Raw genomic sequence first — 13977 nt, 5'->3', positions numbered from 1 at the left:
ATGTGGTATCAAATCTTTGCCTATTTTCGATTTTTAGCAACATCAAGCAATCAACATGGTGTACATTCGCCGTTTGTGTATGACTTGATTACGAAGTGTTTTTATAACAAAAAGAAATTTCATGAATATCCATTTATTGATCAATACAGGATGGAGTTACTTAACAATCATTCCATTATTGAGGTAAAAGATTTTGGTGCAGGCAGCAGAGTATTTTCATCCAACAAGCGAAAAGTTTCCGCCATTGCAAAAAATGCTGGAATTACTAAAAAACGTGCACAACTCTTAGCGCGATTGATTCCATATTTAGACATAAAAAAATGTTTGGAACTAGGAACTTCATTAGGAATTGGCACTATTGCCATGAAAGAAGCAGACGAAGTATTAACATTGGAAGGTTGTCCTGAAACGGCTCAAATCGCACAAAAACAATTCAAAAAATACAACTTTAATACTGTTTCTATTCATGTAGAAGAATTTTCTAAATCCTTACTAAAAGCAGCTGAACACAACTATGATTTAGTCTATTTTGATGGAAATCACCAAAAAGAAGCGACGTTGCAGTATTTTGAAACATTACTCAGTACTGCTCATAACGATACTGTTTTTATTTTTGACGATATCCATTGGAGCAAAGACATGACCGAAGCTTGGGTAACGATTAAAGAGCATCCGAAAGTTACTGTAACTGTCGATACGTTCTTTTGGGGATTTGTATTTTTCCGCAAAGAGCAAGTAAAAGAACATTTTATTGTACGTTTGTAATTGTATGTTCGCACTCATCATTAAATCCATACTCGTATTAGTTTCTCTTTTGGGAAGCATGATTTTTGTACAGCGTAAATTCAACATTTATGCTGGCTTCTCTCCTATTTTGACATTTTGTAGCATTGGAACTTTACTGACAATTGCACTTATGTTCAACATTTTGCAAATTGTATCGTATCTGTTGTATGCGCTCGGTTTGGTAAGTTTTGGATATTATACTTACAAACACTTTAAAAGTGATAGCACCGAAGTTTTAATTGAATTTCCATTGCGAATTTTCATTGTACTATTCGGACTAAGTTTTTTGCTTTACGGAAGTTCCTATTTTTCCGCTTGGGATGAATTTAGCTTTTGGGCAGTTGCATTGAAAGAATTAGTAGTAACCAACGAAATGTACGGTTTAAACTTTGCTGATTTCCCAGAATATCCGCGAATTACCACGTTGATTCAGTACTATTTCAACAAAACAATTTCGGGCAATTTACATGAAGGCATCAGTATTTCTGCGCATGTCGTTTTTTCATTAGCGTTTATTCCGATGATTTGCTATCAACGAAAACGAAATTACGTGAACCTTATATTGACTTGCATTTTACTTTTTGTTGCATATCAAGTATTGTGTACGCCGATTTACTTCTTGTATGCTGATAACTTTATCGCGATGCTTTTAGGCGTTGGATTGGCATTGTATTTTCTGTTGAAAGATAAAAACAAAGCATTGCTATTTGCAGCAATTCCACTAGCTGCGTTGACATTAACAAAACCGATTGGAATTTTATTCAGCGTGATTGGTTTAGGCATTGTTGGTGTAAATTATCTTTTTACGAGTAACATTCGTGAGCAATTTTTACAAAAAGTAAAACCACTTGTATTGGCTGGTTTGATTGTTTTAAGCTGCTTTGGAAGCTGGAAAGTCTTTATTTCTATTAAAAATACACAACCAATTTCCAAAACGACCTCACAGATTACGTTTGATAATATCATGAATCCGCCCGATCATTATTATCCAATTCGTGATTCGTTTGTAGATGCTTTTTTCTTTGGCGGACAAGAAATTGGAAGTGCCATTTTAAAGCCTGCTACGCTTCAAAAAGATATTAAAAAATATACAGGAATCAACTTGTCGTTTCTGCAAGATGCATCAAACATAAAAATTAGTGCATTGGTTATTATACTACTGTTAATCAGCATCGCACTCTATCATCGAAAGCAATTGCTATCGTATTTTCCTCAAAAATATAGTTTTGCAATCTTAGCTAGTACGATGTTTTTAGCAATTGTTGGTTATGCTATTCTGTTGCTATTCATTTATGCGTTTGTCTTTTATGAAATTACACAGAAAGAAGCTGGCGAATTGGCAAGTTACTATCGCTATATGGGAAGTTTACTTTTGGCGTTCTTTTTCTTTCTTAGCATTTTAATTTATCAATCCAACAAAAAATACACCTATTACAGCATTGCAATATTCGTATTCTTTATGCTAGTACTTCCGCGATCTTTCTTTTCAAATTTGACAAGTTCAGCTCCAATTACAAGTGTAGAAAACAGATTGCGCATAGGAACTCAGTTTGATTCGTTTATTCAGAATGAAAACGTTCAAAACATAGCGTTTATGACGTATGACAATATTGAAGATATTACACAGTATCACTTAAAATACGAGTTGTTACCGATTCAAACAAACAGTGAACCGATGACATTCAAGTCGCTCACAACTTCCAATACTATTGATGCGATTAAGGAAAAGCTCAATCCATACGATATGATTATCATTAAGGAAAAGCACAGTGAGGAAATTCAACAATACTTTATAGATAATGCAATTGTAAAGCCGATTTTTATTATTCAATAGCTTTTTTGTGTAATTTCATAAAAAACAAAACTATCGAATGAAGTTGAAAAAACTATTGCTACTACTTTCTTTAAGCTATTTCTGTAGTTTTACTATAGAAGCGCAATCTTTAAAATCAAGTGAATTAGATGTTTTAGAATATCATGTAAATCTAGAGCCATTCTTTTCTAAGAATACAATAGAAGGCAGCGTATCCATCAAATTCAAAACAGCAGCACAAACGGAAAAAGTAGTATTTGATTCAGGAGAATTAATCGTTACCAAATTAGAAGGAAAGCAAGCTAAAAAATTCACTCAGAAAGGACAAAAAACAACCATTTCATTAGTTCCAAATGAAAACAACATTTATGAACTAAAGCTATATTATAAAGGAAGTCCAAAGAAAGGGTTGGTATTCATAAACAATTCTCAAAAACTATACACAGCTTATTTTACGAGTGACTGGATGATATGTAATATGGCTCCAAATGATAGAGCGACATTAAAACTTGATTTATTAGTTCCAAAAGAAGTATTAAGTGTTGCAAGTGGTAATTTAAAAAGTACAACTCAAATTGGAGATAAGGTTAGGTATTCATGGAGTCAAGATTATGAAACTCCTGCATACACCTACGGATTTGCGATTGGCAATTTTAATACCTTAGAAAAAGACCATAATGGAATCGTTTTAAAGTATTTTTCAGAAGAATATACAAAGAAAGAGCTTCATCAGATTTTCCAATACACAGAAAATATGATGATGTTTTTTAAAGAAAAGACAGGAATTCCTTTTCCGCAGGAAGCATACTCTCAAATCTTAATTGGCAATCAGTATCAAGAAATGTCAGGATTTGCCGTATTAAAAGAATTATACGGGAATTTAGTTTTAAAGGACAGTACAGAAACAAACTTAATATCGCATGAATTAGCACATCAATGGTGGGGCAATATGGTTACCTGTAAAAACTGGAATCACCTTTGGTTGAATGAAGGTTTTGCAACATTTATGTCCGCTGCTTACAATGAATACAAGTTTGGAGCAGAAAAGTATCAAGCAAATATAAATTCATACAAAAGAGTTTATGAAAGAATAAAATCAAAAGGAAGAGATAAACCTTTAGTGTTTAAAAGGTGGTCAAATCCATCAGGAGATGATAGAAATTTAGTGTATTTTAAAGGCGCTTATGTTTTACATTTATTAAGGCAAGAGCTTGGTGAAGAGGCGTTTTGGGGCGGAATTAAATATTATACACAAACTTATTATGGAAAATCAGTAACTACAAAAGATTTTCAATTAGCAATGGAAAAGTCTTCAAAAAAATCATTAGATTATTTCTTTAAAAAATGGGTTTACTGAATGTAATTATTCAATAGCTTTATTTTGAAGTATGACAGGAGTTTGAAACTAGTATTCGCATTTCTAAAACTAAATACATTCCTGAAAGTCAACTCGAATTTTCAATTCACACAAAACAAAACACAATGTATTTTCAAAAGAAAAAATTACAATTATTCAGTAGAAATAAAGTAAATTCGTAGTAATTTATATATTTAGCCTCAAAACCCTATTAAAGTGAGTGATACACGTTTACAAGAAGTCTTAGAAACCAACAAAAAGCAGAAGGAATTCTACAATGTAAAAAAGAAGAATGTTGCTACAAAGCTTTGGTCTTTTATGCGTAATAAATTGTTGTCTGATTTTAGAAAAGAGCTGCAAATCAATGAACAAGTGTATGAAAAGCATAGAACTTGGTTGGGTGATTTGTCCGATAAGAAAGTTCTAGATTTAGGCTGTTATGCAGGAAATCACTTGAGTTTGTATTTAGCAGAAAATGCTAAAAGCTATTTAGGAGTCGATTTGAGCGATAAAGCTATCGGACAGCTAAACGAACGTTTAAAAGATTTGCCGAACGCGAAAGCAGAAGCAATTGACTTTTTATCGCCTGAATTTACCGAAACTGACTTTGATGTAATATACGCGTATGGTGTATTGCATCATTTTGAAAGTTTAGATTTGTTGTTTGGGAAACTCAAAGAAAAACTAGCGGATGACGGAAAACTGATTTCCTATGATCCATTAAAAACAAGTTTACCATTACGCATTATTCGTGGTATGTACAGACCTTTTCAATCGGATGCTGATTGGGAATGGCCATTTACAAAGAAAACCGTTCAACGTTTTCATAAAGAGTTTAAAGTAGTAGAACGCAGAGCAATTTTGGGAAGTTCTAAATGGGCTTTTTTCCTCAATTTGCTTCCAATGAGTTCGACTAAAAAATTAAATTACATCAAAAAATTGCATAAAAAAGACTGGGAACAATCGCAAACAAGCGATCGTCACTTATACAAATGCATGCATTTAACAATGTTGATGGAACAAAATAGCAAATAGATGAGTACTGAATTAATTGTTATCGTAGTTATTGTTGGTGTATTGGCACCGCTATTATTCATAAACACACGAAAAAATAAAAAACGAACTAACAGTCGTAAAGATCGTGCATTTATGAAAGATTATTTAGAGAAAAAAGATCCAGAAAATGAATAGTTGGTTGCTTCCTGTTGCTATAAGTATCGGGTTTTTCTTTGTGTTTTTATCCAATAAAAAAATAGGAAAAAAGATAACTGATTATTATACTAAAGAGGAAAAAGAAAAGAAAAATGACAACTGAAGCATTTTATATTTTTCTAGGAATCGCCGTACTTGTTGTTCATTGGCTCATTTATATTCCTAGAAAGGTTGCCAAAGAGCAATTAAAAGAAGATACCAAGTATATAATTAAAAGTGATTGTAACAAAGAATCAAAAAAATTGACTGATTACAAGAACGAAAAAGATATAAAAGATGAGCGTTAGAATAATTTTAATTGGTATCGTTGTCTTTGCTGTTCTTTATATTTATGCATATCAGAGAACAAAAAGAAACTAAAAGAGCTTACCCAAAAAGGAAAAAGAAAAGATGAAAATTTATACAAAGACAGGAGACAAAGGAACTACTGCCCTATTTGGCGGTACACGTGTCCCTAAACACCATATCCGTATTGATAGTTACGGAACTGTTGACGAACTCAATTCATACATTGGATTAATTCGCGATCAGGAAATCAATACACATTATCAAAATGTATTGATGGAAATTCAAGATTTGCTATTTACGGTTGGTGCCGTTTTAGCTACAGATCCAGAAAAGGCAACTTTAAAAAACGGAAAAGACCGTTTAAACATTCCTAGAATCTCAGAAGCAAACATTGCAGTTTTAGAAAGAGAAATGGACACCATGAATGATGCTTTGCCACCAATGACGCATTTTGTATTGCCTGGCGGACATCAAACTGTGTCATTCTGTCACATTGCCCGTTGTGTTTGTAGAAGAGCAGAGCGCTTAGCATCAGCTCTTTACGAAATAACTCCTTTTGATGAACATACTTTAAAATACTTAAACCGACTTTCTGACTACCTTTTTGTGTTGGCACGAAAGTTGTCGTTTGACTTACAAGCGAACGAAATAAAATGGATTCCTAAAAAGAATTCGTAAGTCGCTAATAATTAGAATAATATACATTTAAAAAAAAACGTTCTTAAAAATAATGTGTAAATAATGATTTTTTTACTTGACTTTTTCATTTAAAAATTTATTTTTGCAAAAATTAATATATCTAAAGAATATGTATTGGACATTAGAACTTGCATCTCATTTAAGTGATGCGCCTTGGCCAGCTACAAAAGACGAGTTGATCGATTACGCAATTAGAACCGGAGCTCCGTTAGAAGTTGTAGAGAACTTGCAATCAATCGAAGATGAAGGAGATTCATATGAATCTATTGAAGAAATTTGGCCTGATTACCCAACAGAGGACGATTACCTCTGGAACGAAGATGAATACTAAAACAAATTTAAGCAAGGAAAAAAGTCTCCATTAATGAGGCTTTTTTTTTGGTTTAATATAAAACCACATAACCATGAGTTTTTTAAATTCTGTGTTGAAAATGTTTGTTGGAGATAAATCCAAGAAAGACATTAAAATCATCCAGCCTATTGTTACCAAAATAAAGGAACACGAGCAGCAACTATCACAGTTGTCACTTGATGAGTTGAGAGCAAAGACAACACAATTTAAGTCGCGCATTGCTGAAGCGTGCAAAGAAGTAAATGATAAAATTACTGCGTTACAAAAAGAAGCTGATACAATTTCAGACATTGAACGTAAAGAAGATATTTATCAAGAAATTGATAAGTTAAGAGACGAAGAATACGAGGTTTCTGAAGCCGTTTTATTTGAAATCTTACCTGAAGCTTTTGCTGTTGTAAAAGAGACAGCAAAACGTTTTACAAATAATACAGAATTAAATGTTACTGCAACTCCGTATGATAGAGAACTGTCTGGAGCGCATGACTATGTTACGTTAGATGGCGACAATGCTATTTGGCAAAACTCTTGGGATGCTGCTGGAAAGCAGGTTACTTGGGACATGGTTCACTATGACGTACAGTTAATTGGTGGTATTACCATGCATCAAGGGAAAATTGCTGAGATGCAAACAGGAGAAGGAAAAACATTGGTTGCAACACTTTCTGTATACTTAAATGCTTTACCTGGAAAAGGTGTTCACTTAGTAACAGTGAATGATTACTTAGCAAAACGTGATAGCGCGTGGATGGCTCCTATTTTCCAGTTTCATGGATTAACGATTGATTGTATTGATTACCATCAACCAAATTCGGAAGCAAGAAGAAAAGCATACGCTGCTGATATTACTTATGGAACGAATAATGAATTTGGTTTTGATTACTTGCGTGATAACATGTCGCATTCGCCAAATGATTTAGTGCAACGTCCACACAACTACGCTATTGTCGATGAGGTCGATTCTGTATTGGTTGATGATGCGCGTACACCATTGATTATTTCTGGACCAATTCCGCAAGGAGATTTGCATGAATTCAATGAGTTAAAACCAAAAATATCTGATATCGTTAGCAAACAACGTCAGTATTTAACAGGTGTTTTAGCAGAAGCTAAAAAAATGATCAAAGAAGGTGAAACCAAAGAAGGTGGATTCTTATTATTAAGAGTTTTCAGAGGTTTGCCAAAAAATAAAGCATTGATCAAGTTCTTAAGTCAAGAAGGAATTAAATTATTACTTCAAAAAACAGAGAACTTCTACATGCAAGACAACAATCGCGAAATGCACAAAGTTGATGCAGAATTATTATTCGTGATTGAAGAAAAGAACAATCAAATTGATTTAACAGACAAAGGAATTGAATATTTATCTGGCGGAAGCAACGATAAAGATTTCTTTGTAATGCCAGATATTGGTGGAGAAATCGCCAAAATTGAAGCAGAAGGATTTGATAAAGACAAAGAGGTTCAACTAAAAGAACAATTATTTAGTGAATTTCAAGTAAAAAGTGAGCGTATTCACACCCTAAGTCAGTTACTAAAAGCATATACACTTTTTGAAAAAGATGTTGAGTATGTAGTAATGGACAATAAAGTGAAAATTGTAGATGAACAAACTGGTCGTATTATGGATGGACGTCGTTATTCTGACGGATTACACCAAGCGATTGAAGCCAAAGAAAATGTAAAGATTGAAGATGCTACACAAACTTTTGCTACAGTAACATTACAGAACTACTTTAGAATGTACCGTAAACTATCTGGAATGACAGGTACGGCGGTTACAGAAGCAGGAGAATTATGGGAAATCTATAAATTGGATGTTATTGAAATTCCAACAAACAGACCAATTGCACGTAAGGATAAAGAAGATTTAATCTACAAAACGAAGCGTGAAAAGTACAATGCTATTATTGATGAGGTAACTGAATTGTCGAAACAAGGAAGACCTGTATTGATTGGTACTACTTCGGTTGAGATTTCAGAATTGTTAGGAAGAATGCTTTCTATTCGTAAAGTTCCTCACAATGTATTAAACGCAAAATTACACCAACGAGAAGCAGACATTGTAGCAGAAGCAGGTATTCCTGGACAAGTTACCATTGCAACAAACATGGCAGGTCGTGGAACGGATATTAAGTTAAGTGAGGAAGTAAAAGCTGCTGGTGGTTTGGCCATTATTGGTACAGAACGTCACGATTCTCGTCGTGTAGATAGACAGTTACGTGGTCGTTCAGGTCGTCAAGGAGATCCAGGAAGTTCACAATTCTATGTTTCTTTAGAAGATAACCTAATGCGTTTATTTGGTTCGGATAGAGTTGCTAAGATGATGGATAGAATGGGATTAAAAGAAGGTGAAGTAATTCAGCATTCTATGATGACCAAGTCTATTGAACGTGCTCAGAAAAAAGTAGAAGAAAATAACTTCGGAATTCGTAAACGTTTGTTAGAGTATGATGATGTGATGAATGCACAACGTGAGGTAGTTTACAAACGTCGTAGACACGCATTGCACGGAGAGCGTTTAAAGGTAGATATTTCGAATATGGTATATGATACTACCGAAATCATTACGCAAACAAATAAGGCCGCTAATGACTTTAAAAACTTTGAATTTGAATTGATTCGCTACTTCTCTATCGCTAGTCCGATATCTGAAGAGCAATTTGGTTCAATGACCGAAGAAGAAATTATTGGAAAAGTATACACTGCAGCTTTTAGCAGCTACAATGAGAAAATGGCGATTAATGCCGAAATGGTATATCCAGTTGTCAAAGATGTATATGAAAACCCTGAGAATAAATACGAACGTATTGTTGTTAAGTTTACAGATGGAACGAAAGAATTGAACGTTATCAGTGACTTAAAAGAAGCGTATGATTCAAAAGGAAAGCAAATGGTAAATGATTTTGAAAAGAACATTTCCTTAGCTATTATTGATGATGCATGGAAAACGCACTTGCGTAAGATGGATGAATTGAAACAATCGGTTCAGTTGGCCGTTCACGAACAAAAAGATCCATTATTGATTTATAAGTTTGAAGCTTTTGAATTATTTAAAGACGTTATTGATAAAGTAAACCGTGAAATTTTATCATTCTTATTCAAAGGAGAATTAGCAGATAATAATCCGAATAAAGTTCAGGAAGCTCGTGAACAGCGACGTAAAAAGGACAACTATACAACTTCTAAAGAAGAAGTATTAAACAGTGATGAAAAAGAAGCTGCGCAACGTGCGGCTATGCAACAATCACAAGGACAACGTCCGCAAGTAACAGAAACAATTGTTCGCGACAAGCCAAAAATTGGTCGTAATGATCGTGTTACAATTAAAAATGTAATGACTGGCGAAAACAAAACAGTAAAGTATAAACAAGCTGAACCTTTGATTTCTAAAGGACAGTGGGTTTTGGTTGAAGAATAATTTCGATAAACTCAATTACAGCACACTTCGACATCGCTTAGTGTGTTACATATAAATTTAAAAAAACTCTCATGTTTCCATGAGAGTTTTTTTGTTTTTGCAACTATGACTGTTATACTTACTATTTTTTGATAAATTTCAAACGTATACCATTTTCAAGAGATAGTACATATATTCCAGAAGATAACATACTTACATCTATTGTTTTACTAGCATTCAAAAGTCCATCATACACCTTCATTCCAGTAACTGTAAATATTTTATACTCTTTTAGCTTTATTAATCCATCAATAGTTATAAAGTTTACTGCTGGGTTTGGGAATAAGTTAATTCGATCATTTTGTACTGTTACTTCGCTCGTGGAAAGTATCGATGATATGCCTATTTTAGAAATCTTATTTCCAGTATACTCAGTTATATACAATTCATCATTATAAATTGCCAAACCACTAGGTTCAGAAAGATTGGATACTGTTTCAGTCACTGAACTTTGATTAGCTAAAACATTGATATGAGAAACTTTATTACCTTCTGCTTCTGCAATAAAAAGTATATTTCCTGCAAAACATAATCCTGATGGTCCCATTACATTAGTTACAACTTCTTGAACTGTAGGGTTAGATTCAGTGATATTTATTTTACTAACTCTGTTACCATCATATTCAGAAATATACAATTCGTCATTATGCAAAGCGATACCGTAAGGTGTAGATAATCCTCCAACAACCTCAATTAGTGTAGGATTTGAAGATGAAATATCAATTTTAAAAATTTTATTTTCGACATAAGCAGAAATGTATAACATATTCCCATCTAACGCAAAGTCATAAGGTCGAATGCCAGATATAATTTCAGTTACTCCAGAAGGAATATTATTAATATCTATTTTAGAGAGGTTATTATCAATAATTTGTCCAAAATATAAATCACCTCCATTAAAAATTAGACCTATAGACCAATCTGTATTCTGAATTACTTCAATTGGTACAATTGGAGTATTTACATTTATCATTGAAATTTTTCCATTTCCTCCATTGTATTCAGCATAATATAGTATGTTGCCTTTAAAAGTAAGAGAAATTGGTTGGGTTAATCCTGTTAATACATCCGTTGTTTGAGAAAAAATATTCGTGCTTAGTATTAAAAAAAGAATTAGTATAACCGTTTTTTTCATGAACTCGTTTTTAATATGATTTTTATCAATACGAAAATAGCAAATGAATCTTTCTGATAATAGTAAAGTGTATTGTAATTCCGTGAATTGTAGTTAATATTACCTATAAACACTTAAAAATAAAGTATTTAAACAACATACGTAAATTCAATGATAAATTACAGAATGACAATTGATGTGTTATTTTGGTTATAATTTAGCAGTAAAAACAATATTAAATCTTTTTGATGACTTTGACTTTGGAGAAGAAAACAGTATTTTTAAACAAAACTTTCATAAAATAACTACTAGAAAGATAAGGTGCTACAACCTTTTTGAAATAACTAAAAACACCACAATACTATATGAGTTTTTTTAAAAAATTATTTGGAGGAAAAGATAATAAATCCCAAGAATCTGAAACTAATAATGATACGGAACAGGTATCCTATGACAAAATACCTTGGATGACTGAGTCACGACTTCAAACAATATCTATATGTCTTGAAGCTGGATTTACACCTGCAAGAAGTTTACCAACTGAATTAGGAAGAGAATTGCGTCCTTCAATTGAAATTGCTAAAAGATTACATGCAATCAAAATGTTAGTTCTTTGGCTTATGATTCCAGAAGAAAATTTATCGGATGAGAAAATCCTAAACTTTATTCAACAAAATGAACTTAGAGATGTAATGTCTGAATCTGAACATACAATTCTTAATTCCTCAAGAACAGATGAAAACTTGAGAAACAGTATAGGTTGGAAATTTGAAAATGCTTGGCCATTGGCATGGTACTTTGGTTTTGAAGCGCCTGAAATTACTGGAGAAATGATGTCTGGAGAACTCATGCAAGTTATTTTGAAAGATTATACTTGCTCTTTTGAGGATACTATTGAAGAATGGCTTAAAGAACAAAAAACAATCTCAGAAGAAATGCTTATTCAAAAAGAAGATTTATTTTACTGCTTACACAATGCTGTACGAAGTGCACAAATGGGCAAAGATACTGTTCCAGATGGTTTTGATCCTATTGGAAATGGTGGCGTTATTCACGAACGCAGACATTCACTCACTTGGATGCTATCTAATGGTGTCGAATGGGATGATACAGATTTAAGTACTTAGATTTATGTTTTTAAGTTTATACCGAACGTTAACTCACTTTAAAAATAAAATATGAAAAAGAATATATTGGTTTTCATTACAGTCCTAATACTAACTTCCGTAACAGCATTTGCTCAAGGTGAAAAGAAACCTCGTTTGGATGGTCTATATTTTGCTAAAACTGGTGTTATAAAAATACCAAATAATAATATGGACATTTTTACTTATATAAGATTTTATGAGGACGGAACCGTTTATACTCAAACTGTCAATGCGTTTGCTCCTGAAGAGGTGTCCAAATGGTTTGGAAAAAATGGTCGTTTTGAAAGAAAAGGAACATATAAAATTAATGATGCCAATATTACTTTTATTGTAACAAATGATAAATCTGAAGATAAGAGATTAGAAGGAGCAAAAATTGATAAATACAGCGGTAAAATTCTTGATAACAACAAATTACTTTTTGAAGTTACATTTAATGATGGAACCGTTAAAGAAATCTCTTATGAATTTACACCAACAAATAATAAATAACATTACCAACAATGGTAACCGTTGATTTTGATACATAAGTGCTACAAAAGTAGCGGAGTAAAATATGTAAGATAGGATACGTATAAAAAATTTTATATCTCTAAATAAATACTCGTTCTAAATGAAGATTACAGAAATTCATAACATTACATTTGATACTGAAGAACGTATTATCACTGCTTCTCTATCTACTTCTAATGATCTGACTATGCTAATAAGTTCGGGAGATGTAATTCGTCATACCATCGACGAGCAAAAATCTGAACATTTATTTTCTGTAAAAAGTAGCCTTGCTTATAAAGATGGAGGTTTTGATATCAATGCAAAATCTACCATTTACACATTAGATACTATTGTGGTGATTGTGAATGATTATAAATTACATGGATTTGTTCACTATCCAAATAATTATAAAAAGCTGCATTTGTGGAGAGATGATTATTATGCAAATACTTCATGTTATCCTATTGCTCTATTTAAAAATAAAGTAGGTATACCACATTTGATATATAGTCACGCATGGAATCACCTTCAAATAATGAATTTAGATTCGCGACAAATACTCACTGCATCAAAATCTTTAATTGAAGAAAATGCAGAAGAAAAGCATTTAGAGTTTTGTAAGAACTATAAAGAAGATACTAAACTTCCTTGGCCAACTCCGTATAACTATTTCTTTGGTAAGCTAAAAATGTCGCCTACTAATAAACATTTTTTGAGCGCAGGTTGGGTTTGGGGTTCATTTGACGCCTATAATGCGTATGAAGTGGAACATTTTATAGAAAACAATAGAATAGCTGACATTACTATTGGTGGTTGGGAACACAACGATAGAGCAGTTTGTTGGATTGATAACCAAACCATTGCAGTTGCCTACAACCCAATTGAAGAATATGATGAAGATGCCACTAAAGATTCTCCGCAAGAAATACATTTTTACAAGATTGAAGATAAAAAATCAGAAATAGAGCGAAAAATTAAAGTTGCTGGAATCAATATTGTACATGGAGAAATGCATTTTAATAAAGCACTAAATTCTATTATTTTTCTTTCTGATATAGAAGGTGTAATCGTATTGTCATTGGATGGAGAAATTTTACTTAGAGATGAAAAATTAAAGCCTGATACATATGATCCAGGTTTAAATTTGTTTGTAAAAACAAATGATACATCTGTTTGTATTTATCAACTAGAAGACACGTAAAAACCTCAATCTAAATAAAAATTGAGGTTGTATTGATCTTTAAAACTTTCAG

General features: G+C 32.6%; 13 protein-coding genes. 12 read left to right on the top strand and 1 reads right to left on the bottom strand.

Features of this window, described 5'->3' with window-relative positions; translation table 11 throughout:
- The 9 genes from ACRBBL_RS23345 to secA all read left to right on the top strand — a co-directional run bounded on the left by ACRBBL_RS23345 (position 1) and on the right by secA (position 9928).
- The gene (locus ACRBBL_RS23345) at positions 1 to 765 is read left to right on the top strand and encodes an O-methyltransferase (RefSeq protein ID WP_431371514.1); all 765 of its coding nucleotides are present in this window, start codon (positions 1 to 3) and stop codon (positions 763 to 765) included.
- A gap of 4 nt (positions 766 to 769) precedes the next feature.
- Positions 770 to 2620 (top strand): hypothetical protein, encoded by a 1851-nt coding sequence (locus tag ACRBBL_RS23340; protein WP_431371513.1) that lies wholly within the window; start codon positions 770 to 772, stop codon positions 2618 to 2620.
- Between the two features lie 37 nt (positions 2621 to 2657).
- Complete coding sequence (locus tag ACRBBL_RS23335) at positions 2658 to 3956, top strand: M1 family metallopeptidase (RefSeq protein WP_431371512.1); 1299 nt, start codon at positions 2658 to 2660, stop codon at positions 3954 to 3956.
- A 216-nt stretch (positions 3957 to 4172) separates the two neighbouring features.
- Positions 4173 to 4991 (top strand): class I SAM-dependent methyltransferase, encoded by an 819-nt coding sequence (locus tag ACRBBL_RS23330; RefSeq protein ID WP_431371511.1) that lies wholly within the window; start codon positions 4173 to 4175, stop codon positions 4989 to 4991.
- Positions 4992 to 5147: a hypothetical protein gene (locus ACRBBL_RS23325; RefSeq protein ID WP_431371510.1), complete on the top strand. Its 156-nt coding sequence runs from the start codon at positions 4992 to 4994 to the stop codon at positions 5145 to 5147.
- Between the two features lie 113 nt (positions 5148 to 5260).
- Positions 5261 to 5455, top strand: a complete 195-nt coding sequence (locus tag ACRBBL_RS23320; RefSeq protein ID WP_431371509.1) for a hypothetical protein — start codon at positions 5261 to 5263, stop codon at positions 5453 to 5455.
- A 103-nt stretch (positions 5456 to 5558) separates the two neighbouring features.
- A complete protein-coding gene (locus ACRBBL_RS23315) occupies positions 5559 to 6134 on the top strand; it encodes a cob(I)yrinic acid a,c-diamide adenosyltransferase (protein ID WP_431371508.1) in 576 nt (191 codons plus the stop codon).
- A gap of 130 nt (positions 6135 to 6264) precedes the next feature.
- A complete protein-coding gene (locus ACRBBL_RS23310) occupies positions 6265 to 6486 on the top strand; it encodes a DUF2795 domain-containing protein (RefSeq protein WP_405302582.1) in 222 nt (73 codons plus the stop codon).
- Between the two features lie 73 nt (positions 6487 to 6559).
- Complete coding sequence (gene secA / locus ACRBBL_RS23305; protein WP_431371507.1) at positions 6560 to 9928, top strand: preprotein translocase subunit SecA; 3369 nt, start codon at positions 6560 to 6562, stop codon at positions 9926 to 9928.
- A 121-nt stretch (positions 9929 to 10049) separates the two neighbouring features.
- On the opposite strand, the gene ACRBBL_RS23300 is transcribed toward secA, so the two are convergent.
- Positions 10050 to 11102 (bottom strand): T9SS type A sorting domain-containing protein, encoded by a 1053-nt coding sequence (locus ACRBBL_RS23300; RefSeq protein WP_431371506.1) that lies wholly within the window; start codon positions 11100 to 11102, stop codon positions 10050 to 10052.
- Positions 11103 to 11446: 344 nt separating this feature from the next.
- Here ACRBBL_RS23300 and ACRBBL_RS23295 point away from each other — a divergent pair, with 344 nt between their 5' ends.
- The 3 genes from ACRBBL_RS23295 to ACRBBL_RS23285 all read left to right on the top strand — a co-directional run bounded on the left by ACRBBL_RS23295 (position 11447) and on the right by ACRBBL_RS23285 (position 13925).
- A complete protein-coding gene (locus ACRBBL_RS23295) occupies positions 11447 to 12208 on the top strand; it encodes a DUF4272 domain-containing protein (protein WP_431371505.1) in 762 nt (253 codons plus the stop codon).
- A gap of 51 nt (positions 12209 to 12259) precedes the next feature.
- On the top strand, positions 12260 to 12721 hold the full coding sequence (locus tag ACRBBL_RS23290) for a hypothetical protein (RefSeq protein WP_431371504.1): 462 nt from the start codon (positions 12260 to 12262) through the stop codon (positions 12719 to 12721).
- Between the two features lie 121 nt (positions 12722 to 12842).
- Entirely contained in the window at positions 12843 to 13925 is a 1083-nt protein-coding gene (locus ACRBBL_RS23285; protein ID WP_431371503.1) for a hypothetical protein, read from the top strand.
- Positions 13926 to 13977 lie beyond the last annotated feature (52 nt).

This window comes from Kordia sp. (assembly GCF_050633145.1).
Lineage (GTDB): Bacteria > Bacteroidota > Bacteroidia > Flavobacteriales > Flavobacteriaceae > Kordia.
The sequence above is the reverse complement of the archived record's forward strand: the minus strand, read 5'-3'. Positions and strand labels throughout refer to the sequence as shown.